Below are 25459 nucleotides of genomic sequence, written 5' to 3' on the forward strand. Positions count from 1 at the left end.
CACGGAACGACTCTCTTTCAGAGCGGGTCAGCCGTTGGGCGGCCGCCGGGCCATCGACGAATCGGGCGCCGCCCAGTCGGTGGACACCTTGCGGTGCTTGATCAGCCACGAGTCGCCGTCGGGCACCAGGGTGTCACGATAGCGCCCGACGTGGTCGAGCCCGATGTGGGTGATGACGGTGAAGTACGACGAGACCTGCGCCCGGTCGCGGGTCAGCCCGGTGAACCACACGTTGGCGACGTTGTGCCGGACGATGGGCTTGACGTCGGCGGCGCGAGCGACGCGGCCCGTGATGCCACCGAGAAAACTCGCGATCGCGGATCGCCCGAGTAGCGGCTCCATGTCGCGGATTTCGAGAACGCCGTCCGTGCAGAACGTCTCGGCCAGGTCCTCGAGCCGGCCGGCGTCGCCCGACCAGTTGTAGCGGGCCAGGGTGTCGCGGATCCGCTCGCGGGCGACCAGCTCCCACATCTCCACCTCTCGTAGCCTAGTTCGGGCGAGCGCCACCGCCGACCCCTCGCCGGAAGCGCTGCGGCGCTGGGACTTTCCGCCCCTACCTGACCAGATAGGGCCGGAAACCGTGCGGGACCGCCGGCGTCACGCCGTTGAGGTCGAAGACGGCGATCAGCGCCCGCAACAGGGCGGGGGACCACTCGTCGAACGGTTGTGCCTCGATCCTGTCGAGTACCTCGCAGCGCAGGTACTCGAGGTCCGCCGGCTGCTGATGGTCGGTCATGGCTCGACCCCGATGGTTCCTTCCAAACGCGTTCGTGTGCTTGCGCTTCGACGCTATGACCGGCGGGTCGAAGTTGTACAGCGCGCTGCCCAGATTCAAATGCCTCTCAGGGCTGAAGGCCAGGGAGTTATCAGGGAACGGGCGCGGCGACGCCCTCCCGGCCCAGCGTCGCCCGGTCCAAGATTCCACTTCCGCTACCGGCGGTAGCGGAATACAGTGGGTGGGTGGCGACCGGCGACGACGGCAGGTACGTGCGCACCTGCCCCCTGTGTGAGGCGATGTGCGGCTTGGAGATTCGCGTGGCGGGCGGGCGCGTCGCCGGCATCCGCGGCAACCGCGACGACGTGTGGAGCCGCGGGCACCTCTGCCCCAAGGGCGTCTCCCTGGGCGCGCTGCACGACGACCCCGACCGCATCCGCCGCCCCATGGTCAAGGTCGACGGGCGCTGGCAGGAGGTCAGCTGGGATGCGGCGTTTCGCCGCTGCACCGAGCTGCTGAGCCCGGTGATCGAAAAGTACGGGATCGGCGCGGTCACCGCCTACACCGGCAACCCGTTGGCGCACTCGTTCTCGCTGGCCCGCTATTCCGGTGTGCTGCTGGGCATGTCGGGGATGCCGATCACCTATTCGCCCGGCACGGTCGACCAGTGGCCGAAGAATTTGTCGTCGCACCTGATGTATGGGGGCTGGTGGACCTTCCCGGTGCCCGACATCGAACGCACCGACCTGCTGGTGATCATGGGCGCCAATCCGGCCGCGTCGCAGGGTTCGCTGCTGGCGGCGCCCAACGTGATGGGCCTGATCGACGGGGTTCGCCGCCGCGGCAAGGTGATCGTGATCGACCCGGTCCGGACCCAGACCGCCGCCCACGCCGACGAGTGGCTCCCCATCGTCCCGGGCACCGACGCGGCGCTGCTGCTGGCCGTGGCCCACACGCTGTTCGCCGAGGGCCTGGTCAATGTCGGCCCGCACGTCGATGGGGTCGACGCAATGCGCCGGGTCGCCGCGGACTGGCCGCCGAGCCGGGTGAGCGCGGTCACGGGCGTCGACGAGGACCGCATCCGCGGGCTGGCCCGCGAGCTCGCCGGCACCGAGAGGTCGGTCGTGTACGGCCGAATTGGCCTGTGCAACCAGGAGTTTGGCAGCCTGGCCAGCTGGCTGGTCGACGTGATCAACATCTTGACCGGCCACTTCGACACGCCGGGCGGCGCGATGTTCCCCAAACCGGCGGCCTGGTCGATCACCACCCAGCCGCTGCCGGGCCTCGAGGACGGCGCACCCGAGTTCGGCCGCTGGCGAACCCGGGTGCGCGGCGCCAAGGAGGTTCTCGGTCAGGTGCCGGTGTCGTGCATGGCCGAGGAGATCGCCACGCCGGGCGAGGGGCAGCTCAAGGCGCTGATCACCATCGCCGGCAACCCCGTGCTGTCCACACCCGGTGGCGACAAGCTCGACGAGGCGCTGCCGATGCTGGAAGCGATGATCTCCGTTGACCTTTGGCTCAACGAGACGACCCGCCACGCCGATGTCATCCTGCCCGGGCTGTCCCCGCTCGAGCAGCCCCACCACGACGACCTGATCCTGCAGTTCGCGATCCACAGCGTCGCCAACTACTCGGCGCCGGTGTTCGACCCGGGCGATCGCCCGCACGAGTGGGAGATCCTGATCCGGCTGACCGGCCTGTGCACCGGCACGCCCGCCGAGGACGTCGACGTCGCCGCGATCGACGACGGCTTCTTCGACTACCTGGCCTTCACCCAGGGGCTCGACGGCGCGCAGATCCGCAAGCTCTACGACGCCGTGGGTGTCACGGGCGGCCCGGAGCGGATCCTGGACCTGACGCTGCGCACCGGACCCTTCGGCGACCGCTACGGGGAAAACCCCGGCGGGCTCACCCTGGACATGCTCAAGGCCAACCCCAACGGCATCGACTTCGGCCCGATGGTGCCGCGGCTGCCCGAGGTCCTCGGCACCGCGGACAAGAAGATCCGCCTGGCCCCGCAATACCTCCTCGACGACCTGCCCCGGCTGGCCGCACGCCTGGACCGCCCGGCCGAGCCGCTGGTGTTGGTGAGCCGCCGGCACCTGCGCTCCAACAACACCTGGCTGCACAACGTGCCCGCGCTGATGAAGGGCAAGGACCGCTGCACGCTGCTGATGCACCCCGACGACGCGGCGCGCTGCGGCGTCGCCGACGACGACGTCGTCACGGTGAAATCGGCGGCCGGTGAGATCAAGGTGCCCGTCGAGGTCACCGACGCGATCAAGCCCGGCGTGGTGTCGATGCCGCACGGGTGGGGGCACGGTAAGCCGGGGACCCGGATGTCGGTGGCAAACGGCTCGCCGGGGGCCAACACGAACGTGCTGTCGCCGCCGACGTTCCTCGACGAGCCGTCCGGCAACGGCGCCCTGAACGGAATCCCGGTGACGATCATCGACGAGCAGGCGCGGTTCCGTCCCGCGGCCACCGCCCACCAATAGGGGAACGGTCCGGCTCGCCGCGGACAGCGCGGAACCCAAACGAGGGCGCTCAGGGATCGAAGGGCCGGTTCGTCCATTCCCGGCCGGGCCGGCGCGACGAGCGGAACCAGCCGCCGGCCGCGCCGGTTCCGCCGTCGGTGGGGATGGTGTGGCCGGTGACGAACGAGGAGAGGTCCGAAGCCAGGAACAGGATCACGCCGGCCTGGTCCTCGGGGAGCCCCATCCTGCCGACCGGGACCCAGCGCGGCCACTGCGCCTGCTCCTCGGCCGACAGCCACCGTGAATACGGCACCTGCAGCGACTCGGTGACGTCGGGCGCGATCGCGTTGACCCGCACACCGTCGCGCCCCACCTGCACGGCGAGGCTGCGGGTGAAGTGGATGACGGCGGCCTTGAACGCCGCGTACACGGGGTCCTCCGGGTAGCCCCGCAACCCTTCGACGGACGACACGTTGACGATCGCCCCGGTCCGTCGCTCGATCATCGCGGGCAGGAACGCCTTCGTGACCAGGAAGACGTGGTGCAGATTGACCCGGTAGAGGTCGTCCCACAGCCCAGGGTCGCTGTCGACGAAGTTCCCAGGGTGGCGCAGCCAGTGGCCCACGTTGTTGACCAGCACGTCGGCGCGCCCGTAGCGATCCAGCACCGACCGTGCCAAGGCGGCGACCTGGTCCGCCTCCCGGACGTCGGTGACGGCCGGCAGCGCAGACCCGCCGGACGCCGTGATCTCGTCGACCACCCGATGCGCCAGGTGGGGGTCGATGTCGGCGACCACCACCTGCGCCCCGTGCTGGGCGAACAACCGCGCGGTCGCCGCGCCGATGCCGCCCCCGCCGCCCGTGACCACCGCGATCCGGCCTGCCAGCAGCGCGTCGTCCATGCCCACATCTTGGGCCACCCGACGAGGTCGGCAAACTACCCGCTTTTTCTCGAAAGTAAACGTGACGAAGCTGACATTTGCCGCCCGTTCGCCCGCCGTTTTCCACTACCCAGGACGGGTATATGGCTCAGCACTTAGGGCTGATGGGAAATGGTTATGAACGCAGTTCGCCACCGCGTGTTGCCAAGCACGGCGATGACTCGACGCATTCACCATCGCCATAGCGCACAATCTTTCGCGGTTTCGCTGGCCAGCCGGTTGCTCGTGAAAAACGCGGTACGCGCGTGGGCCATTCAGCCGAATATGCACTGGCCGTTGCAATATGTGGACAGCTTCGCCGGTTTAATGCCGCAGCGCCGATCGTCGGCCCAGATCGAACCGATACGGTTGGAAAACTGCACCGCGGAATGGGTTCGCGCGCGGGGCGTATCCCCGAAACGCGCGATCCTTTACTTCCACGGCGGCGCGTTTTTGACCTGCGGCCTCAACACGCACCGGTCGATGGTCATCCGTTTGTCGAAGGCCGCCGACGCGGCGGTGCTGACCATCGGATACCGGAAACTTCCATCGCACCAGATCGCCGATGCCATCGAGGACGGCCTGAGCGGGCTGGGCTGGCTGCAGGAATGCGGCTATGACGGCGACCAGATCGTGGTGGCCGGCGACTCGGCCGGGGGATACCTCGCGTTCATGACCACGCTGGCGGCCATCGGAAACGGCCTGGGCAAGCCCGCCGGAATCGCCGCCGTCTCGCCTTTCACCGACGCCGACCCGGCGCGCAAACTTCGGCACCGCAACGCGCGCCGGTGCTCCATGTTCACCCGCGGCGCGTTGTCGATGTTCGCGAAATATCTCGGCGAGGTGCGCATTCCGGAGGGGCGGGGCAGCATTGCTCGCCGCATCGAATCGCCGGTGGACGCCGATTTGTCGTCTCTGCCCCCGGTCACCATTCACGTCAGTTCCGACGAATTGTTGCTGCCCGATGCCGAGCTCATGGCGGAACGCTTGCAATACAGCGGGATTCGCTGCGACCTCCACCTTTGGGACGGTCAAATTCACGACTTTCCGCTGGCGGCCGACATCCTGCCCGAGGGAAGGCGGGCCATCCGCTACATCGGCGATTTCATCAAAGAGGTGACCGGGGCGGCAAGCAGTTTGCCGATGAGCTGGGACCGCGGCGTCACCGCAGCCGCGGGCTGACCGATATCGTCCTGGCTCAACCGTCGCGGTCGTCTCGAGGCTGAAACCCGCCCGCCCCCGGTGAGCGTTGTTTGAACGTCGGCGCAGCGACTTTGTCTGCAATCGGCGCCCCGGGGAATCCTGCCGATACAGTTGGTCCTCGTGAGCCGACCAACCCCGCCTGTGCTGACCGTGCGGTACGAGGGATCCGAGCGCACTTTCGCGGCAGGCACCGATGTCGTCATCGGGCGTGACCTGCGCGCCGACGTCCGCGTCGCCCACCCCCTGATCTCCCGGACGCACCTCATCGTGCGGTTCGACCAGGGTCGGTGGGTCGCCATCGACAACGGCAGCCTTAACGGCCTGTACGTGAACAACCGCCGCGTGCCGGTGGTCGACATCCAGGACGGCCTGCGGGTCAACATCGGCAACCCCGACGGCCCGGCGCTGACCTTCGAGGTCGGCCGCCATCGGGGCTCGGCCGGCCGGCCCCCGCTCACGACGTCGATACCGATCGCCAATGCGCCCAGCGGGCCGAGCGCACGCGCACCTCAGGCGCCCCCGCATCAGGCGGCGGCGCACTGGCCCGGGCAGCCGCAGCAGCCCCCGTCGGGGCCGATTCGGCAACCCGCCCAGCCGGCCAGCGGGCCTCAGGCGAGCCTTCCGCCGACGGGGCCCATGGTCGGTTACCCGCCCAGCGGACCACAGGCCGCCCACCCGTCCGGGCCGCATCCGCGCCCCCCGGCGGGCGGGCCTCCGTCGGGACCGCACACCGGCCCGCAGCAGGCGCCGAAGATCTACCGCGCGCAGCCCGCCCACGTGCCGCCGGCGGCCCCGGCGGAGCCGGCGGCCGGCGAGACCGGCCGCGTCGGCGAGACGTCCAACATCGCCACGTCGATGATGAAGATTTTGCGGCCCGGTCGCGCGGCGATGGAGTCGGCGCCCGGGGCGATCAAGATCGGCCGGGCCAACGACAACGACATCGTCATTCCCGAGGTGCTGGCATCGCGCCACCACGCCACCCTGATCCCGACGCCGCACGGCACCGAGATCCATGACAACCGCAGCATCAACGGCACCTTCGTCAACGGCGCGCGGGTCGACACGGCCGTGCTGCACGACGGCGACGTCGTCACCATCGGCAACATCGACCTCGTCTTCGCCGGGGGCACGCTGGCCCGCCGCGACGAGAGCGCCACGTCCACGCGCACCGGCGGCCTGGACGTGCGCGGGGTGACGTGGACGATCGAGAACAACAAGGTCCTGCTGGACGACATCTCGCTGGGCGCACAACCCGGGACGCTGACGGCCGTCATCGGCCCCTCCGGCGCCGGCAAGTCGACGTTCGCCCGGCTGGTCGCGGGGTACACGCACCCGTCGAAGGGCACGGTTTCCTTCGAGGGCCACAACGTCCATGCCGAGTACGCCTCGCTGCGCAGCAGGATCGGGATGGTCCCGCAGGACGATGTGGTGCACGGGCAGCTGACCGTGCAGCAGGCGCTGATGTACGCCGCCGAGCTGCGGCTGCCGCCGGACACCACCAAGGACGACCGCGCCCAAGTGGTGGCCCGGGTCCTCGAAGAACTCGAGATGACCCAGCACCTGCACACCCGCGTCGACAAGCTGTCGGGTGGTCAGCGCAAGCGCGCCTCGGTGGCGCTGGAGCTGCTGACCGGGCCGTCGCTGCTGATCCTCGACGAGCCGACGTCCGGGCTGGACCCGGCGCTGGACCGCCAGGTCATGACGATGCTGCGCCAGCTCGCCGACGCCGGCCGCGTCGTCCTCGTGGTCACCCACTCGCTGACCTACCTCGACGTGTGCGACCAGGTGCTCTTGTTGGCGCCCGGCGGCAAGACGGCGTTCTGCGGACCGCCGAGCCAGATCGGGCCGGCGATGGGGACGACGAACTGGGCCGACATCTTCAGCACGGTGGCCAACGACCCCGACGGGGCGAAGGCGCGCTACCTGGCGCGGACCGGGCCGCCGCCGCCACCGCCACCGGCCCAGAAGCCGGCCGAGCTGGGCGACCCGTCGCACACCAGCCTGCTCCGGCAGTTCTCGACGATCGCGCGGCGGCAGGTGCGGCTGATCGTCTCCGACCGCGGCTATTTCGTATTCCTCGCGCTGCTGCCCTTCATCATGGGTTCGCTGTCGATGTCGGTGCCCGGCGACGTCGGTTTCGGACGGCCCAACCCCATGGGCGCCGCGCCCACCGAACCGGCGCAGATCCTGGTGTTGCTCAACGTCGGTGCGGTCTTCATGGGCACGGCGCTCACGATCCGCGATCTGATCGGCGAGCGCGCGATCTTCCTGCGCGAGCAGGCGGTCGGCTTGTCCACGTCGGCGTACCTGCTGGCAAAGGTGTTCGTTTATACGGTGTTCGCGGTTCTCCAGTCGGCGATCGTCACGGTCATCGCCATCCTCGGCAAGGGCGGCCCGACCCAGGGTGCCGTGGCGTTGGGCATTCCAAACCTGGAGCTGTTCGTCGACGTCGCGATGACGACCGTCGCCTCGGCGATGCTCGGGTTGGTCTTGTCGTCGATCGCCAGGTCGAATGAGCAGATCATGCCGTTGCTCGTCGTCGCGGTGATGTCGCAGTTGGTGTTCTCGGGCGGGATGATTCCCGTCACCGATCGCCTCGGGCTGGACCAAATGTCTTGGGCCACACCGGCGCGATGGGGATTCGCATCGTCGGCCTCCACCGTCGACCTGCTCAGCCTGCAGGACAAGGTTCCGCAGACCCCCCACGACTCGCACTGGCAGCACACGGCCGGCGCGTGGTGGTTCGACATGGGCACGCTGATACTGCTCAGCATCGCTTACTTGGGCTTCGTGCGCTGGAAGATCCGTCTCAAGGGCGGCTGATCGGCCATCGCCGTGTGCGCGGACGGCTTTCGGTGTGCACGCAGGGCGTGGTTCGTCGGCGTGTCGCGACCGTGGGCTCACACGCGAAGCCGTGGGCTCACACGCGAAGCCGTGAGTGCTACGCGCCCTTGCGGACCACCTGTTCGGCGGCGGCCCGCATCCGGTCCGAGAGCTGGAGCAGGCTGTGTTCACCAACCCCGTTCGGCAGCGTGTAGGCGAGCTGCCGCAGCTCGATGGCGTAGTCGCGCAACTCTTGGCGAAGGCGTGTCTCGAGGGTGGGCATGACAAATCTTCTCAGCCCGGCCCTAGTATTCGCGAGGCCGCCGAAGCGGTTTTACGGGAGATTGACAGCGTTTTTACATCCGCTGACCGCCGTCCGGGCCGACGGTGAACGTCGCCCCGCCGGCGCCGTCCGCGGGGCAGGGAAATGGCTCAGCCGGATTCGGCCGGGGCGGGCGCCTCGCCGAAGCGCGCCAGCACCAGCGTTCCGGCCACCGCCACAACAAATCCGGCGATCACGAGCCAGCCCAGACCGTCGCGCGTGGTGTCCCCCAGCCACACCACGCCGACGATCGCGGGCGCGATCGTCTCACCCACGACCATGGCGGCCACCGTCGTGGTCACCGATCCGCGGTGAAGCGCCGCGGTGAGCAGCAGGAACCCGGCGGCGCCGCCACCGGCGGACGCGTACAGCGCGGGCTGGGCGTAGAAGGCCGCTTCGGTCGGATCGATCACGTCGACCAGGCGCACGCCGATCTCGACCACACCGAATCCGCTTCCGGCGCAAAGGCCTAGGGCAAGCGAGCGCTCGCGGTCACGCAACCGGCCCGCCGCGGCACCGACCGCGAAGAGCCCGACGACCACACCGATCAGCGCCCAGCCGAGCCCGGCCGGGGCGTGGCGGAAATGCCCCGGGCCGGCAGCGCACGCGAGCGCGACGAGGCTCGCGCAAACCACCGCCACCGCCGTCCACTCGGCCGCGGAGAGCCGCGCCGACAACACCCACGCCGACACGATCCCGGCGACCGCGATCGAGGCGGCCAACGCCGCGGCGACGACGTAGATGGGCACCATGCGCAGCGCCAACACCTGAAGCAGAAACCCGAGGCCGTCGAGGCCGACGCCGGCCAGGTAGCGCCACTGCCGAAGGGCGCGCATCAGCAGCACGGCGTCGACACCGGAGTTGCTGGCGGGTTCCACCGAGCGCGTCGCGACCGCCTGCAGCACCGAAGCCGCCCCGTAGCACACGGAGCAACCCAGAGCCAGCAGGAACCCGATCAGCACGCACCGACAATAGCCGCGGCACGGTGGGCCTGATCTTCGGTTGTCGTCGCGGCGCACCGCCGGCCGGCGCGAGCGCGGCCCGGCCCTAAGTAAAGCATTGTGCCACAACATAATTAGTCGGGCACGAACGACGAGATGCCGTCGGCGCGGAACCACGCCCCGACGACCGATAGCGTTCCAGCAACCGGGTGACCTCCACGCGGCTCATCTTCCCCTCGTATCGCAAACCGCGCGGTCAACCCCGGCGACGGCGTCTCAGAGCTCGGGCCCGGGCCGGTAGAGGTAGTGCGGCACCAGCGCGGTGACGGCTCCGTAGCCGAAATGCGGGACCAGATCGCTGATCCACCGACGAGCCCCAGGTTCGCGGGTCGGTCACGCCGAGCACCGTCATCGGCCCGTTGGTGCCAATCAGCGCGACGAGCGTCGCGACCACCGTCGCGACCGGCAGCCCCGGGCGCCACCCCAGGGCGCAGGCCGGACCGAGAAGCACGCCCATCCCGATGCCGGCCGCCACCGCCTTCTTCGAGCGTCGAAGCGTCGTCGTGCGCACCCGGAAAGAGAAACTACAGTTGACCTTATGGCGAACCGCGTTGACAGGATGGCGGCCGCGTTGTGCGCCGGCGCGGCTCTGGTTCTCGCGGTCGGGCTGGGCGCGGGCGGAGCGGGTGAACCGCCCACCGGCGGGGGCGGCTGCGTCGTCGGCCTCAACTGCGGCTGCATCCCGCACCGCACCTGCCCCACCCCGCACGCCCGCCCGGGGACGCCCGGGGCCAAGCATCACACCGCCCCGGCGCCGCAGAATCCCTAGCGACGGCACTTCTGCGACCAAACCCCGCGCGGCTTTCCTATCATTTGGGAATGAGCGCCGGTGGGCTGGATACCGTGGGCTCGCCGGCCTTCACCGACGAGGACTCCGCCAGGTTTCGCGCCGCCGGCTGGTGGTCCGACGCGACGCTATCGGACGCGGTGCGCCGCAACGCCGAGTCGACACCTTACCACCCGGCCTACGTCGACCACCCCGGCGCGTTGCTGACCTGGCGCGAATTCGACCACGCGGCAACGGATCTGGCGTGCCAGCTGACCGGCTTTGGCGTGGGACGAGGCGATCGGGTCGCCGTCTGGCACGGAGACGCCGCGGCCATCCATGCGCTGTTCGTCGCGATCGAACGCTGCGGCGCCGTGGTGGTCGGGATCGGCGCGCGGGCCGGGACGCGCGAGGTCGTTGCGATACTGCGCAATTCGCAACCCACCCTTTTGATCAGCGACCCACAGCGCCGCGTCGCCGCCGACGGGGTGGCCGGCGAGTACCCGGTGGCCACGCTGGTCTTGGGCGGCGACGGCGGTGCGCTGCGGCTCGACACCCCCGACAAGCCCGCCCAGTTAAGTCCCGATTCCCAACTCGGCGCCGACGACGTGTTCCTCATCAATTCCACCTCGGGCACGACCGGCCTGCCGAAATGCGTCGTGCACACCCAGAACCGTTGGTATTACTTTCACCAGAAGGCCGTCGCCAACGGGCTGCTGAAGTCCGACGACGTGTTCTTGCCGGTCATCCCCACGCCGTTCGGCTTCGGAATCTGGACCAGCCACACCACCCCGATTTATCTTGGCGCCACGGCGGTGATCCTGCCGAAGTTCACCGCCGGCGCGGCGTGCGAGGCGATCGCGCGCCACCGGGTCACCGTGTTGTGTTGTGTCAGCACGCAACTGACCATGCTGATGGCGGACCCCGCTTCCCGCGAGCACGACCTGAGCTCGTTGCGGGTCGTGTTCGCCGGCGGCGAGGCGCTGCCGTACCGGCCGGCCGCGGAGTTCGAGGAACTCACCGGCGCGGTGATCCTGCAGTTCTACGGGTCCAACGAGACCGGGATGCTCAGCGCGACCACGGTCGACGACCCGCGCGAGCGCCGGTTGCGCACCGGCGGCCGCATAGTCCCGGAAATGAATGTGCGCCTGTTCGACGGGGATCGGGACGTCAGCGCGGCGGGGCGCGGCCAGCCCGCCTGCCGGGGCCCGGCGACCAGCCTGGGCTACCTCGGCGGGGCCGACCATGACAAGCTGTTCACCCCCGACGGCTGGATGCGTATGGGCGACGTCTGCGAGATCGACGCGGACGGCTACCTCACCGTGACCGGCCGCACCTCCGACTTCATCCTGCGCGGCGGCAAAAACATCAGCGCAACCCAGGTCGAGGACGCCGTTACCAGCCATCCGGCGATCGCGGTGGCGGCGGCGGTCGCGATGCCCGATCCGGTGTTCGGCGAAAAGGTCTGCGTCTACGCCGAACTCGTCGACTCGGCCACCGTCGACCTACCCGAGCTTGCCGAACACCTGCTGGCGCTGGGGGTGTCCAAGGAGTTGCTGCCCGAACGGCTCATCGTCGTCGACGAGCTTCCCCGATCGTCTGGCGGCAAGGTCGCCAAAGGCGAACTGCGGCAAGACATTCGAACCAGGATGGAGGACGGCCATGAACGCTCCTAACCCGCGGCGCGGTGGCCTGGAGGTCTGGGCTCCCGCGGTGGTACCGCCGATCGGCGTCGAGCTGTCCGACGAACAGGCGCTGGCGGTGGCGTTTCGCCACCTCGCCTCGATCGGGTTCGCGGAGAACATGGCCGGGCACATCACCTGGCAGCGCGACGGCCAGACGGACATGTTGGTCAACCCGTGGGGCCTGTGGTGGCAGGAGCTCACCGCCTCGGACATCTGCGTGGTGGACAGCGAGGCGCGGGTGATCCGAGGCCGGTGGGACGTCACCCCGGCCATCCACATTCACACCGAACTGCACCGGGTCCGCGCCGACGCCCGGGTGGTCGTTCACAATCACCCGTACTACGCGTGTGTGCTCGCCGCGCTGGGCAGGCTGCCCGAGCTGGTGCACCAAACCGGGTCGCTGTACCTCGACGACCTCTGCCTGGTGGACACCTACGACGGCGAAATCGACAGCGCCGCCCGCGCGGCCGATCTCGCGGCCCGCATCGGCGGGGCCAACCTCACCATCCTGGCCAACCACGGCGTCATCGCGACCGGCCGCAACCTGGCGGAGGCCGTCTACCGCGCGGCGTCGATCGAGCGGGTCTGCAGGCTCGCCTACGACGTCATGCTGACCGGCCAGCAGCCGTCGAAGATGAACTGGTCGGACATGGCCGGCATGCAGCGCTCGCTCATCGAGCGGGCCGCCGACGTGTATTGGGCCGGCGCCGCGCGGCTGACCATCAAGGCCGACCCGGACGTGCTCAAGTGAAACCCCGCACCGGAAGCCATGCCGCGCAAGGAGGTCGATCTCGGTGAAGTCGATCGACGAGCTGGCCGCCAATCTGAATTTCACCACCGCGAAGACGGGCGAGCAGCGCAGCGTCACATTCCTGCCGGATCCGCCCCGGGCGCGGCGCCGCTACACGGTCATCTCGGTCGACGACCACATCGTCGAACCGCCGGACACCTTCACCGGGCGGCTGCCGCGCAAGTTCGCCGACCGCGCGCCCAAGGTGGTGGAGACCGACGACGGCGGGCAGACCTGGGTCTACGACGGCCGGGCGCTGCCCAACGTCGGCTTCAACGCCGTCGTCGGGCGACCGGTGGCCGAGTACGGCTTCGAGCCGGTCCGGTTCGACGAAATGCGCAGGGGCGCATGGGACATCCACGAGCGCGTCAAGGACATGGACCTCAACGGCGTCTACGCCTCGCTCAACTTCCCGTCGTTTCTACCGGGGTTCGCCGGCCAGCGGCTGCAGCAGGTGACGAAGGACCGCGACCTGGCGCTGGCCGCGGTGCGCGCGTGGAACGACTGGCACCTCGAGGTGTGGGCGGGCTCGTATCCCGAACGGATCATCCCGTGCCAACTGCCGTGGCTGCTGGACCCGGAGCTGGGCGCGGCGATGATCTATGAGAACGCCGAGCGGGGTTTTCACGCCGTCACCTTCAGCGAGAACCCGGCGATGCTCGGGCTGCCGAGCATCCACTCGGGCCACTGGGATCCGATGATGGCGGCCTGCGCCGAAACCGGGACCGTGGTGAATCTGCACATCGGGTCGTCGGGATCCTCGCCGTCCACCACCGACGACGCGCCGCCGGACGTGCAAGGGGTGCTGTTCTTCGCCTATGCCATCTCCGCGGCGGTGGACTGGTTGTACTCCGGGCTGCCCAGCAGGTTTCCCGACCTGAAGATCTGCCTGTCGGAAGGCGGAATCGGTTGGGTCGCGGGGCTGTTGGATCGGCTCGACCACATGCTGAGCTATCACGAGATGTACGGCACGTGGCGGGAGCTCGGCGAATCCCTCACCCCGGCAGAGGTGTTCACGCGCAATTTCTGGTTCTGCGCGGTCGAGGACAAGTCGTCGTTCGTGCAGCGCGACCGGATCGGCGTGGACAACATCATGCTGGAGGCCGACTATCCGCACTGCGACTCCACCTGGCCGCACACCCAGCAAACGATCCACGAGCAAATCGGCGACCTGCCGCCGGACGTGATCCGAAAGTTCAGCTGGGAGAACGCGTCTCGCCTGTACCGGCACCCGGTGCCGGCCGAAGTGCAGCGGGACCCCGACGCCTTCTAGGGCGACTGCGCACCTGCGCTGTGGGGGCACGGGCAATCGCCGCGGTTCAGGGCCGCCGCGTGGGCCGACACCTGCGGCGGTCCGCCCGCCTGGACCGGATCGAGCACCGCCGGCGCCGACGCGGCGGTGCGACACGACGGCGTGGCGACCCAGTTCACAAACTGCCAGATCCCATCGACACGGGCCTCCTTCTTGACCTGACCGCGGTGACCGTCACAACCGCTCGCTAGTGCTTCGAAGCCGCGACGGGAACGGATGACCATCGGTCGCACCCCGGCCCGAAAACGCGCCGCGCAGAATGCGCAAAACCTCAAAATCGCACGTTGCGTGGCTATCGCGCACAAGCGCGTCACGGACGCCGCCGCTCCGTAGCTTCAGATGCAGCCACGGTGCCGGGACCCGCCCGACGCCGACACCGAACGGGAGCCGCCGTGTTCACTCAGCCAGAACTGACTACGGGATCAAACGCCTACCGCACGAGCAGCCCGCCGCGACCGCCGCGGCTGCCGGTGCGCCGCGACGGCTACGTCGAGCGCACGGTGATCGCCAGTGACGGCGTGCGGCTGGCGGTCCGCGACTACGGGTCCTCGGGTGCCCGCGACCACACCGTGGTGCTGTTGCACGGGCTTTGCTTGACCCAGGCGAGTTGGGCGCTGCAGGTCCGGCACCTGGTGCGCCAGTGGGGCGACCGCGTGCGGATCATCACCTACGACCACCGCGGCCACGGCGAGTCGTCGGGCGCCGACATGCACACCTACCGCATCGACCGGCTCGCCGACGACCTCGCCGACGTTCTCACCGCCCTGCGGGTGCGGGGCCCGCTCACGCTGGCGGGCCACTCGATGGGCGGGATGACCGCGCTGGCCTACCTGGGCCGTCCCGCCGCCGATCGTCCGGTGGAACCGCAGGGCCTCGTGCTTGTCGCCACCGCGGCCGGGCGGCTCACCGAGCGCGGGCTCGGCCGCTTTCTCGGAAGTCGGGCCACCGGAATGCTTTTCGACCTCGTCCACCGCATCCCCCGACGCGCCGATCAAACGCTCGGCGGGCTGGTGCGGCCCGTCTACGGCGCCCTGCTGCGGTATTCGGGTGCCGCTCGAAAGGGCGCCGCCGCCGTCACGGCCTCGGCCATTCACACCATCTCGCTGACCACCGCCGCCGGTTTCCTGCCCAGCCTGCAGCGATACGACCAGTACGACGCGTTGGCGTCCATCGCCGCCGACACCGTCGTCATCAGCGGGGGAGCGGACCTGACCACCCCGGCCGAGCACGCGCGCGACCTGGCCGCGGCCATCCCGGGCGCCACGCACCTGCACCGCCCGGCCGCCGGACACATGCTCCTCGAAGAGGACCCGCAATGCGTCAGCGAGGCGATCGACGGCATCATCGGCAAGCGGCGCCCCTACGCGCGTGGCGTGGCCGGTTGATCGCCGACGCCCACCGGCTACCCTCGCAAGGGGAGGGCATCATGGGCGCGGCGAGGGTCGACTTCGGTTCGGTGGCGTGGGGTTCCGTCGAGTGGACGAATCTGGTGACGCTTTACCTGCGCGCCTACGAAAGCCGGTCTGAGCGGCCGATTTTGGGCGACAAGGCGGCCGCGGACGCGGTGCAAAGGATCGACTACGACTTCAAGCGCATTCATCGGAGCTCGGTCCCGGCGATTAACCAATACCTGGTGGTGCTGCGCGCCAAGCGGCTCGACGACTGGTGCGCCGACTTTTTGCGCGATCACCCCGACGCGGTCGTCCTGCACTTGGGTTGCGGCCTGGACGGTCGCGCCTTTCGGTTGGACCCGCCGCCCTCGGTGCTGTGGTACGACGTCGACCAGCCAAGCGTCATCGAACTGCGGCGCCGCCTGTACGGCGACACCGAACGCTACCGGATGATCGGCTCGTCGGTGACGGACGCCGAGTGGTTGCAACAGATTCCGACCGGCCGACCCACGCTCGTCGTCGCCGAGGGCCTGCTGATGTACCTGCCGGAGAGCGAAGTGCGCAGGCTGCTGCAGCGTTTGACTGACCGATTCGATTGCGGCGAAATGGTTTTCGACACGCTCTCGCGGCTGGCGCCGCTACTGTCCAAGGTCCTCAGCGGGGGCATCGTCAAGTGGGGGATCCGCGACGTGCGAGAGCTGCAAGCGTGGAACCCGCGGCTGCGCCTGGTCGAGCGGATTTCCACGCTGGCCGACTATCGCAAGATCGACTCGACCCCGGTGCGGTGGCTCTACGCGCTCTCCTGCGCCGTCGGAGCACGCGGTTACGACGTGCTGAACCGCTTCGAATACTGACCCCGGTCAGAGGTCGGAGGCGAGGCGACGCAGGATGTCGGCCGCGGGCTCGGCGGTGGCGTGCCGGTATCCGGTGCCCGCCCACAGGTGGACATAGTCCGGCTTGCCCGCCGCCGCGGCGGCCTTGCGCAGCGGGCTGGTCAGGTAGTGAATCGCCGGATAACCCAGCGGGGCCTGGTCTTCGTGGGTGTCGATGAACGCGTTGCGCAGGCCGCGGGCGGGACGCCCGGTGAACGAGCGGGTGATCACGGTCTCGGTGCGGGCCGGGTCGGCGAGGGCGGCCTGGTGGGTGGCCGAGGCGCCGCTTTCGGTGGCACGCAGCAACACCGTGCCGACCGCGGCCGCGGTGGCGCCCGCACGGATGACGTCGGCGACCGCGGCGGGGGTGGCGAGGCCGCCGGTGGCCAGCACCGGCAGCGGCACCGCCGCGGTGACCCGCTTGACCAGGTCGACGATCGGAACCGGTTTCGACGGTTCGCGCGGCGACAGCGTGCCGGAATGTCCGCCGGCCGCCGCCGCCTGCAGCACGAGCATGTCGACCCCGGCCTGTTGCGCCCGGGCCGCCTCTTCGAGGGTCGTAACCGTTTGAACCACAACGCTATTGGCACGTTTCAGGGAGGCAATCACGTCCCGCGACGGAATCCCGAAGGTGAACGACACCATCGGCACCGGGTCGTCGAGCAACAGCTCGACCTTCTCGTCGAAACTGTCGGTGTCCTCGATGGGATCGGCGGGCAGGGTGAGGCCGAACTCGTCGGCCTCCTTCTGGATGATCGCGGCGTAGCGCCGGTACGCGTCGGGGTCGACGGGGAGGGGATTGGGCGCGAACACGCTGACCCCAAAGGGGATTCCCTCGGAGCGAACCGCCTTGATCTCCGCTTCGACGGCCTCCACGGTCTTGTAGCCCGCGGCCAGCAGGCCGAAGCCGCCCGCCTGCGTTGCCGCCGCCACCATCGCCGGGGTGGTCGGGCCGCCCGACATCGGGGCGGCGATCAACGGAACGGACATGCCAAACTGCTCGAGCATCCGTGCTCCCTCGCCTTCCGCGCCCCGCGGACCGGGCGCCGTTTCGGAAACAATATCGGCCACCCGGGCAACGTTTTCTCGCGGCGCCAGACCTGACAGGATGCTTCACCGTGAAGCGGCCCAATTTTCTCGTCATCGTCGCGGACGACCTCGGCTTTTCCGATATCGGCGCGTTCGGCGGCGAGATCAACACCCCCAACCTCGATCGGCTGGCCTACGCCGGCATCCGGTTCACCGATTTCCACTCCGCGCCGGCGTGTTCGCCCACCCGGGCGATGCTGCTGACCGGCACCGACCACCACATCGCCGGCATCGGCACGATGCTCGAGGTCGCGCTGCCCGGCTTCCAGGGGGCGCCCGGCTACGAGGGTTACCTGAACGACCGCGTCGTGGCGCTGCCCGAGCTGCTGCGGGACGCCGGGTACCTGACGCTGATGTCGGGCAAGTGGCACCTGGGCGACACCATCGAAACGTCGCCCTGGGCCCGCGGGTTCGAGCGCAGCTTCGCGCTGCTGCCCGCCGGCGCAAGTCATTACGGCCCGGCGGCGGGCGGCGGGTTTTCGCCCGTGCGAACGCTTTACACCGAAGACGACCGCTTCGTCACCGTCGGCGAGGACTTCTACTCCTCCGACTTCTACACCGACACGCTGCTGCGCTACTTGCGCGAACGGTCTTGCGAGGAGGACCGGCCGTTCTTCGCCTATCTGCCCTTCCAGGCACCGCACTGGCCGTTGCAGGCGCCCGACGAGTCCGTCGCGCCCTACCGCGGACGCTACGACGCCGGGCCGGACGCACTGCGCGAGGAACGCCTGGCCGCGCTCAAAAAGCTCGGGCTGTGCCCGCCCGACGTCGTCGCGCATCCGGTCGTGGCCGACGGTGTCCCCGAGTGGGACGACATGACCGACGACGAGCGCGCGCGCTCGGCCCGCAGCATGGAGGTCTACGCCGGGATGGTGGACCGCATGGACGCCAACATCGGCGGGGTGATCGACTACCTGGCCGGCACCGGGGAGCTGGACAACACGGTCGTGATCTTTTTGTCCGACAACGGCGCCGAGGGCGCGATGGTCGAGGCGATGCCGCTGCGCGGTCCGCAGATCGTCGCGCAGATCGAAAAGTATTGCGACAACAGCCTGGACAACCTCGGCCGTCCCAACTCGTTCATCTGGTACGGGCCCCGGTGGGCGCAGGCGGCCACGGCGCCGTCGCGGCTGCACAAGGCGTTCACCACCGAGGGCGGTATCCGGTGGTGGGATTTATGACCTGGCCCGGCTTTGCCCGGCAGGCCGAGATCGGCACGGCGTTCACCACCGTCATGGACATCGCCCCGACGGTCCTCGACCTGGCCGGTATCGCGCATCCCGGCACCGCCTATCGCGGCCGCGACATCGAACCCATGCGCGGCCGCTCGCTGGTTCCGTACCTGGCGGGCGACCGCGAAGCGGTGCACGACGCCCAGACCGGCACCGGCTGGGAGTTGTTCGGGCGCAGGGCGATTCGCCAGGGAGCCTGGAAGGCCCTCTACCTGCCCGCACCCTACGGTCCCGGCACCTGGCAGCTCTACGACCTGTCGGCGGACCCCGGCGAGACCGACGACCTGGCCCACTCGCGGCCCGACAAGCTCGCGGAGCTCGTCGCGCTGTGGGACCGCTACGTCGAGGAAACCGGGGTGATCCTCGACCCGGTCTCGGTGTTCGACGCCGAACTGTAGCCGCTCGCCCGAGGGCGCGGGCGAGTAGCCCTTCCGCCCTCATCTCGACTACACGCGACGCCTCGCAGGAAATCGGCAGCCACGTGCGCACCGCCCGCCGCCTATGCTTGGGCGCTAATGGCCGAGAGCACCACCTGCGCGATCATCGGCGGAGGCCCGGCAGGCATGGTCCTGGGGCTGCTGCTGGCGCGGGCGGGTGTGGAGGTCACGCTGCTGGAAAAGCACGGGGACTTCCTGCGCGACTTTCGCGGCGACACCGTGCATCCCACCACGATGCGGTTGCTCGACGAGCTGGGCCTGTGGGAGCGCTTCGAGAAGCTGCCGTTCACCGCGGTCCGCGACGCGAAGTTCGAGACCGACGGCCGCTCGGTGACCTACCTCGACTTCGGGCGGCTCGGGTCCTTCGGCCAACCCCACCCTTTTGTCGCGATGGTCCCACAGTGGGACTTGCTCAACCTGCTCGCCGACGCCGCGCAGGCCGAGCCGAGCTTCACCCTGCGGATGCGCACCGAAGCCAGCGGGCTGCTGCGGGAGGGCGGCCGCGTCACCGGAGTCCGCTACCGGGGACCGGACGGCCCCGGCGAGTTGCGGGCCGAGCTGACCGTGGCCTGCGACGGCCGGTGGTCGATCGTCCGCCGCGAGGCCGGCTTGAAGAACCGCGAATACCCGGTGACCTTCGACGTGTGGTGGTTCCGGTTGCCGCGCGACGGCGCCGCCCAGTTCTTTTTCCTGCCGCGCGTGGCCCCCGGCAAGGCGCTCGGTGTGATCCCGCGCGACGGCTACGACCAAATCGCCTACCTCGGCCCCAAGGGGACGGACGCCCAGCTGCGGGCGCGCGGCATCGAGGCGTTCCGCCGCGACGTCGGCGCGCTGCTGCCCGGCGCCCACGAGGCGGTGGCCGCCCTGACGTCCATGGACGACGTCAAGCACCTCGACGTCCGGGTGGACCGCCTGCGGCCCTGGCACACGAACGGGCTGCTGTGCATCGGCGACGCCGCGCACGCGATGTCCCCGCTCGGCGGCGTCGGCATCAACCTGGCCGTCCAGGACGCCGTGGCCGCCGCGACCATCCTGGCCGAACCCCTGCGGCAGCACCGGGTCACGGATCGCGACCTGGCGGCCGTGCGTCGCCGCCGACTTTTGCCCACCGCGGTGACCCAGGCGGTGCAACGGATGCTGCAGCGGCGGCTGCTCGGCCCGCTGCTGCGCGGCGCCGACCCCACACCGCCGGCCGCGTTGCTCGCTGTGATGGAGCGGCTACCGTGGCTGTCTTTGCTGCCGGCGTATTTCATCGGCGTCGGCGTGCGGCCCGAACATGCGCCCGCCTTCGCACGTCGATAGCCGCCGGTGATGGCCCGCGGCCGGGTATGACCGGGTGCTAGCGTCGGGTCCGTGCCCGAACACCTGCGGATCGGCGTCCTGGGTGCGGCGCAGATCGCACCGTTGGCGCTCGTCAACCCGGCCAGGCAGAACAGCGAGGTCGAGGTGGCCGCGGTGGCGGCCCGCGATGCGTCGCGCGGGCGGGCCTTCGCCGACAAACACGGCATCCCCCTGGTGCACGACAGCTACGACGCGCTGGTCGCCGACCCCGGCCTCGACGCGGTTTACATCCCACTGCCGAACGGCTTGCACGGCCGGTGGACGCGGGCGGCGCTGACCGCCGGCAAGCACGTCCTGTGCGAAAAGCCGTTCACCGCCAACGCGGCCGAGGCGCGGGAGATCGCCGACCTGGCCGCGACCTCGGATCGGGTCGTGATGGAGGCCTTCCACTATCGCTACCACCCGATGATTCGTCGCGTCGAGGAGATCATCGCGTCGGGCGAGCTGGGCAAGATCGAGCGGGTGGAGGCCGCGCTGTGCTTTCCGCTGCCGAAATTCTCCGACATCCGCTACGACTATTCGCTGGCCGGCGGCGCCACGATGGACGCCGGCTGCTACGCGGTTCACATGGTCCGCACGTTCGGCGGGTCGACGCCGGAAGTCGTTTGGGCGCAAGCAAAGCTGCGTGACCCCCAGGTCGACCGGGCCATGACCGCCGAGGTCAGGTTCGCCGGCGGCCATACCGGCCGGATCCGCTGCTCGATGTGGTCGGCGCGCCTGCTGCAGATCAACGCCAAGGTCGTCGGCGAACGCGGCGAGGCGCGCGTCATAAATCCGGTGCTTCCCCACGTGTTCCACCGGCTCACGGTCCGCTCGCCCGACGGCAGGCGCGTCGAGCGCTTCGGGCCGCGACCCTCGTATGCCTACCAACTCGACGCCTTCGCCGCGGCGGTGCTGCGCGGCGCACCGGTCGAAACGGCCCCCGAAGACGCGATCGAAAACATGACCGTCATCGACGCGATCTATCGGGCCGCTGGCCTTCCGCCGCGAGAACCGGCCCGGTCGTGATCTGGGTCGGCGCGCGGACCAGCGCCTCGGCGCCTCGAGCAGGATGCGCTCGATCAACACGCGAAATCCGCGACGCGCGAGCGAAAAGGGCGGCTACCCGAGCGAACCAGCGGTCGCCCCTTACGGTCACTACGAATGTAGAGTAATCTCTCGGTCCGAGCCAACGGATGGTGAATGGACAGACGACGAAAGCCTAATCCCGCCGAGCGCCGCCGCGACCTGTGCGATGCGGCGATCCGGCTGTTGGCCGCCGACGGGGCCAAGGGGCTGAGCCATCTCAAGGTCGACCGCGAGGCCGCCGTGCCCGACGGCACCACCTCGTTCTATTTCCGGACCCGCTCGGCGCTGCTGCGCGCGGTGGCCGAGCGGCTGGCCGAGCTGGATCTGGCGGCGCTGCAATCCGCCGCCGACGGCTCGGACGGACCCGGGCAGCGCCCGTCGCCGTCGCGGCTGTCACAGGTGGTCATCCAGGCCGGCATCGAGCCCCAGTTGTCGCTGACGAAGGCCAGGTACGAGCTGACCATGCAGGCCAGCCGGGACCCCGCGCTCGCGGCGATCCTGCAGCAGGCGACCGACGCGTTCACCGAGCTGCACCGCGAGATCCTGGTGCAGCTGATGCCGCACGGCGCCGAACTGGATCCGGCCGTGGTCGAGGATCTCAGCAACGTCACGTTGACCTTCATCAACGGCTTGCTGATGCGGGCCGCCCACGGCGACCGGGTCGTCGGCAGCGCCGAGCAGCTCGACGGCATCCTATCGGCTATTGCCGCGGGCATCCTGAAAAGCCCGAAAAAGGGTCGGCTGACCGACGGCGGCGGCACGCGCCGAGCGGGTCGACGCCGCGCGGCCGCGTCCGGTTGAGTCTCGTGTCAGGGTCTTGCCAGAGCACCCGCCATGTGGTTCTCTACGGGAATAGAGTGGCCGGATCTTCCTGCGGGTCAAGGCAATTAAGCGGAGTGTATAAATCGCCCGGCCGACACTCCCCGGAAACGGAAGCGCTAGGAGGCATCTCGTGACTGCGAGCACCGACAGCGACGTTCATTTCGATCCCTACGACGTCGATCTCATTGCCGACCCGTACCCCATGTTCGCCCGCCTGCGCGACGAGGCACCGCTTTACTACAACACCGAATTCGACTTCTTCGCGGTGAGCCGGTTCGCCGACGTCAACAAGGCGCTGGTCGACCACGCCACCTTCAGCTCGGCGCGCGGCGCGATCCTGGAGCTGATCAAGGCCAACCTGGAGATCCCGCCGGGCATGCTGATCTTCGAGGACCCGCCGATCCACGACGTGCACCGCAAGCTGCTGTCGCGCATGTTCACGCCACGACGGATCGCGGCGCTCGAGCCGATGATCCGCGAGTTCTGCGCCGCCTGCCTGGACCCGCTGGTGGGATCGGGCCGGCTCGACTTCGTCACCGACCTCGGGGCGCAGATGCCGATGAAGGTCATCAGCATGTTGCTCGGCATCCCCGAGGACGACCAGCAGTACATTCGCGACCGGGGCAACGCCCAGCTGCGCACCGAGGCCGGGAAGCCGATGAAGGCCGCCGAACACGGCCTGTCGGTGGGCGAACAGTTCGAGGCCTACATCGACTGGCGCGTCGAGCATCCCTCCGACGACATCATGACCGAGCTGCTCAACGTCGAGTTCGTCGACGAAACGGGCACGACGCGGCGGCTGACCCGCGAAGAGATCCTGGTCTACCTCAACGTCGTCGCCGGAGCGGGCAACGAGACGACGACGCGCCTGATCGGTTGGGCCGGAAAGGTTCTCGCCGAGCACCCCGATCAGCGCCGCGATCTCGTCGGAAACCCGGGGCTCATCCCGGCGGCCATCGAGGAACTGCTGCGTTACGAGCCGCCCGCACCGCACGTGTCGCGGTACGTGACCCGCGACGTTCGCCTGTACGACCGGACGGTCCCCGAAGGCAGCGTGATGATGATGCTCATCGGTGCCGCGTGCCGCGACCCGCGCCAGTTCGGGCCGGACGCCGACGAATTCAACATCCATCGCACCGCGCGGCCCCACCTGGCGTTCAGCGTCGGGACCCATTTCTGCCTGGGCTCGGCGCTCGCGCGGCTCGAAGGCCGGGTGGCGCTCGAGGAGATCCTCAAGCGGTTCCCCGAATGGGAGGTCGACATGACCAACGCCGCGCTCAGCCCGACCTCGACGGTGCGGGGCTGGGAATCCATGCCCGCCCTGGTGCCCAGATGACCGGCCGGGTCGAGGGCCGGGTCCAGGGCCGCGTCGAGGGTAAAGTCGCGTTCGTCAGCGGCGCCGCCCGGGGTCAGGGGCGCAGCCACGCGGTGCGCCTGGCGCAGGAGGGCGCCGACATCATCGCCGTCGACATCTGCGGCCCCATCGAGAATTTGGCCTATCCGCACTCAACGCCCGAGGATCTCGCCGAGACGGCCGACCTTGTCAAGGGCCACGACCGCCGGGTCGTGACCGCCCAGGTCGACGTCCGCGATTACGACAAGCTCAAGGCCGCCGTGGACAGCGGCGTCGAACAACTCGGGCGGCTCGACATCATCGTCGCGAACGCGGGCGTCGGCACCGACGGCAGGAGGCTGCACAAGATCCGGGAGAACGTCTGGCAGGACATGCTCGACATCAACCTGACCGGCGTGTGGCACACGGTGAAAGCGGGTGTGCCCCATATTCTTTCGGGCGGCCGCGGCGGGTCGATCGTGCTCACCAGCTCGGTGGGCGGCCGCAAGGCCTACCAGAACACCGGACATTACGTGGCCGCCAAGCACGGCGTCATCGGCCTGATGCGGTCCTTCGCCGTGGAACTGGGCCAGCACATGATCCGGGTCAACTCGGTGTTGCCCACCCAGGTCAGCACCACGATGGTGATGAACGACAACACGTATCGGCTCTTTCGCCCGGACCTGCCCGACCCCGGACCGGACGACTTCGCGCCGATCTCCCAGACGATGCACACGCTGCCGGTGCCGTGGGTGGAGGCCGTCGACATCAGCAACGCCGTTTTGTTCCTCGCCTCGGACGAATCGCGTTACGTCACAGGCGTTGCGCTTCCGGTCGATGCGGGCAGCCTGCTCAAGTAGACACCGAAAGAATTGGAGAAAGCCATGCCCGAATACGACTACGAAGAGCTGAAAAAGGAAGCCGAGCGGTACATCAAGTTTGAGAAGGACAAGAAGAATCGCATCGCCTACATCACCTTCGACCGCCCGGAGGCGCAAAACTCCGCCACGCTGGGAATGCGACAGAACTACGCCGACCTGATCCACAAGTGCAACGTCGACGACGACGTCAAGGTCGTGGTGATCCGCGGCGAAGGCGAGGATTTCGGTAGCGGCGGCGACCTGCCCGAGCAGCGGGGCATGCTGGAGAACCCCGGCATGCCGCTGCTGCACGAGCTGGCGATCAACGACGACGACGTGAAATACCCGCCGGGCGGCTCGTACCGCTACCTGTCCACCGTGACCGACTTCTACGCCAAGGCGCGCGCGGGAAACCGGCCGCTGCAGGAGCTGCGCAAGATCAGCATCATCGAGGCCAAGGGCTACTGCTACGGCTGGCATTTCTATCAAGCCGGCGACGCCGACCTCGTCGTCGCCTCCGACGACACCCTGTTCGGGCACCCCGCCTTCCGCTACGTAGGTTGGGGCCCGCGGCTGTGGTGGTGGGCCGAGACGATGGGCCTGCGCAAGTTCTCCGAAATGCTGTTCACGGGACGGCCGTTCAGCGCCAAGGAGATGTACGAGTGCGGCTTCGTCAACAGCGTGGTACCCCGCGAGAAGCTCGAGGAGGAGACGCTGAAGTACGCGATGGCGTGTTCCCGCTCTCGGCCCACCGACACCGTCGCGGTGCAAAAGACGTTCCTCGAGCTGTACAAGCAGCACAAGGGTGAGTACTTCGGGAGCCTGCTCACCGGCATGGTCGAAGGCATGCTGCCGCTGATCGCCAACGACAGGGACAACGAGGTCGACCTCACCGAGGGAACCTTCAGCAAGGGCCTGAACAATGTGGTGAAAGACAACGACTTGAACTTCCCGCCGGAGTGGCGCCTGAGCCGCTCGGGCCGCAAGAAGCCCTGATTCGC

The 25459-nt window shown here is 69.0% G+C and carries 21 protein-coding genes and 1 pseudogene; 16 read left to right on the top strand and 6 right to left on the bottom strand.

The annotated features are described in order from the left end of the window. Positions 1 to 27: 27 nt before the first annotated feature. Together AWC19_RS19735 and AWC19_RS29330 are read right to left on the bottom strand one after the other, a co-directional pair. Positions 28 to 477 (bottom strand): nuclear transport factor 2 family protein, encoded by a 450-nt coding sequence (locus tag AWC19_RS19735; protein WP_085079684.1) that lies wholly within the window; start codon positions 475 to 477, stop codon positions 28 to 30. A 76-nt stretch (positions 478 to 553) separates the two neighbouring features. Further along, positions 554 to 736, bottom strand: a complete 183-nt coding sequence (locus tag AWC19_RS29330; protein WP_142281314.1) for a hypothetical protein — start codon at positions 734 to 736, stop codon at positions 554 to 556. Between the two features lie 224 nt (positions 737 to 960). Between AWC19_RS29330 and AWC19_RS19745 the strand changes: the two genes are divergently transcribed. Then, a complete protein-coding gene (locus AWC19_RS19745) occupies positions 961 to 3213 on the top strand; it encodes a molybdopterin-dependent oxidoreductase (RefSeq protein ID WP_085079686.1) in 2253 nt (750 codons plus the stop codon). Positions 3214 to 3262: 49 nt separating this feature from the next. On the opposite strand, the gene AWC19_RS19750 is transcribed toward AWC19_RS19745, so the two are convergent. Continuing rightward, the gene (locus AWC19_RS19750) at positions 3263 to 4093 is read right to left on the bottom strand and encodes an SDR family NAD(P)-dependent oxidoreductase (protein ID WP_085079687.1); all 831 of its coding nucleotides are present in this window, start codon (positions 4091 to 4093) and stop codon (positions 3263 to 3265) included. A 156-nt stretch (positions 4094 to 4249) separates the two neighbouring features. Between AWC19_RS19750 and AWC19_RS19755 the strand changes: the two genes are divergently transcribed. After that, positions 4250 to 5293, top strand: a complete 1044-nt coding sequence (locus AWC19_RS19755) for an alpha/beta hydrolase (RefSeq protein WP_085079688.1) — start codon at positions 4250 to 4252, stop codon at positions 5291 to 5293. Positions 5294 to 5434: 141 nt separating this feature from the next. After that, positions 5435 to 8137, top strand: coding sequence for an FHA domain-containing protein (locus AWC19_RS19760; RefSeq protein ID WP_372508682.1), 2703 nt, complete (start codon positions 5435 to 5437; stop codon positions 8135 to 8137). Between the two features lie 118 nt (positions 8138 to 8255). Here the strand turns inward: AWC19_RS19760 and AWC19_RS29920 are convergent, their stop codons facing one another. Then, positions 8256 to 8420: a hypothetical protein gene (locus AWC19_RS29920; protein WP_169718133.1), complete on the bottom strand. Its 165-nt coding sequence runs from the start codon at positions 8418 to 8420 to the stop codon at positions 8256 to 8258. Positions 8421 to 8569: 149 nt separating this feature from the next. Next, the gene (locus AWC19_RS19765; protein ID WP_085079689.1) at positions 8570 to 9421 is read right to left on the bottom strand and encodes a DMT family transporter; all 852 of its coding nucleotides are present in this window, start codon (positions 9419 to 9421) and stop codon (positions 8570 to 8572) included. A 577-nt stretch (positions 9422 to 9998) separates the two neighbouring features. Here AWC19_RS19765 and AWC19_RS19775 point away from each other — a divergent pair. From AWC19_RS19775 to AWC19_RS19800, 6 genes are all read left to right on the top strand, one after another. Beyond that, positions 9999 to 10229 (top strand): hypothetical protein, encoded by a 231-nt coding sequence (locus tag AWC19_RS19775; RefSeq protein ID WP_085079690.1) that lies wholly within the window; start codon positions 9999 to 10001, stop codon positions 10227 to 10229. Positions 10230 to 10279: 50 nt separating this feature from the next. Beyond that, the gene (locus AWC19_RS19780; protein WP_085079691.1) at positions 10280 to 11902 is read left to right on the top strand and encodes a class I adenylate-forming enzyme family protein; all 1623 of its coding nucleotides are present in this window, start codon (positions 10280 to 10282) and stop codon (positions 11900 to 11902) included. Continuing rightward, a complete protein-coding gene (locus AWC19_RS19785; RefSeq protein ID WP_085079692.1) occupies positions 11889 to 12662 on the top strand; it encodes a class II aldolase/adducin family protein in 774 nt (257 codons plus the stop codon). The genes AWC19_RS19780 and AWC19_RS19785 overlap by 14 nt, the downstream gene beginning before the upstream one ends. 43 nt (positions 12663 to 12705) lie before the next feature. Then, positions 12706 to 13974 (top strand): amidohydrolase family protein, encoded by a 1269-nt coding sequence (locus AWC19_RS19790; RefSeq protein ID WP_085079693.1) that lies wholly within the window; start codon positions 12706 to 12708, stop codon positions 13972 to 13974. Between the two features lie 431 nt (positions 13975 to 14405). Then, a complete protein-coding gene (locus AWC19_RS19795) occupies positions 14406 to 15398 on the top strand; it encodes an alpha/beta fold hydrolase (RefSeq protein WP_085079694.1) in 993 nt (330 codons plus the stop codon). Between the two features lie 41 nt (positions 15399 to 15439). After that, the gene (locus AWC19_RS19800) at positions 15440 to 16258 is read left to right on the top strand and encodes a class I SAM-dependent methyltransferase (protein ID WP_085079758.1); all 819 of its coding nucleotides are present in this window, start codon (positions 15440 to 15442) and stop codon (positions 16256 to 16258) included. 6 nt (positions 16259 to 16264) lie between these two features. Here the strand turns inward: AWC19_RS19800 and AWC19_RS19805 are convergent, their stop codons facing one another. Continuing rightward, entirely contained in the window at positions 16265 to 17284 is a 1020-nt protein-coding gene (locus AWC19_RS19805; RefSeq protein ID WP_085079695.1) for an NAD(P)H-dependent flavin oxidoreductase, read from the bottom strand. Positions 17285 to 17394: 110 nt separating this feature from the next. Between AWC19_RS19805 and AWC19_RS19810 the strand changes: the two are divergent. From AWC19_RS19810 to AWC19_RS19840, 7 genes and pseudogenes are all read left to right on the top strand, one after another. Next, positions 17395 to 18995, top strand: a pseudogene (locus AWC19_RS19810) (arylsulfatase). Positions 18996 to 19112: 117 nt separating this feature from the next. Continuing rightward, positions 19113 to 20336: an FAD-dependent oxidoreductase gene (locus tag AWC19_RS19815; RefSeq protein WP_085079696.1), complete on the top strand. Its 1224-nt coding sequence runs from the start codon at positions 19113 to 19115 to the stop codon at positions 20334 to 20336. Positions 20337 to 20387: 51 nt separating this feature from the next. Further along, positions 20388 to 21383: a Gfo/Idh/MocA family protein gene (locus tag AWC19_RS19820; RefSeq protein WP_245849165.1), complete on the top strand. Its 996-nt coding sequence runs from the start codon at positions 20388 to 20390 to the stop codon at positions 21381 to 21383. Between the two features lie 174 nt (positions 21384 to 21557). Next, positions 21558 to 22244 carry a TetR/AcrR family transcriptional regulator gene (locus AWC19_RS19825; RefSeq protein WP_085079697.1) on the top strand — a complete coding sequence of 229 codons (687 nt, stop codon included), beginning with the start codon at positions 21558 to 21560 and terminating at the stop codon, positions 22242 to 22244. Between the two features lie 151 nt (positions 22245 to 22395). After that, the gene (locus AWC19_RS19830; RefSeq protein ID WP_085079698.1) at positions 22396 to 23601 is read left to right on the top strand and encodes a cytochrome P450; all 1206 of its coding nucleotides are present in this window, start codon (positions 22396 to 22398) and stop codon (positions 23599 to 23601) included. Continuing rightward, a complete protein-coding gene (locus tag AWC19_RS19835; protein ID WP_085079699.1) occupies positions 23598 to 24458 on the top strand; it encodes a mycofactocin-coupled SDR family oxidoreductase in 861 nt (286 codons plus the stop codon). Before AWC19_RS19830 ends, AWC19_RS19835 begins: the two co-directional genes overlap by 4 nt. Positions 24459 to 24482: 24 nt before the next feature. Continuing rightward, complete coding sequence (locus tag AWC19_RS19840) at positions 24483 to 25454, top strand: enoyl-CoA hydratase/isomerase family protein (protein ID WP_085079700.1); 972 nt, start codon at positions 24483 to 24485, stop codon at positions 25452 to 25454. Positions 25455 to 25459 lie beyond the last annotated feature (5 nt).

It is taken from the genome of Mycobacterium palustre (genome assembly GCF_002101785.1).
Taxonomy (GTDB): Bacteria; Actinomycetota; Actinomycetes; order Mycobacteriales; family Mycobacteriaceae; genus Mycobacterium; species Mycobacterium palustre.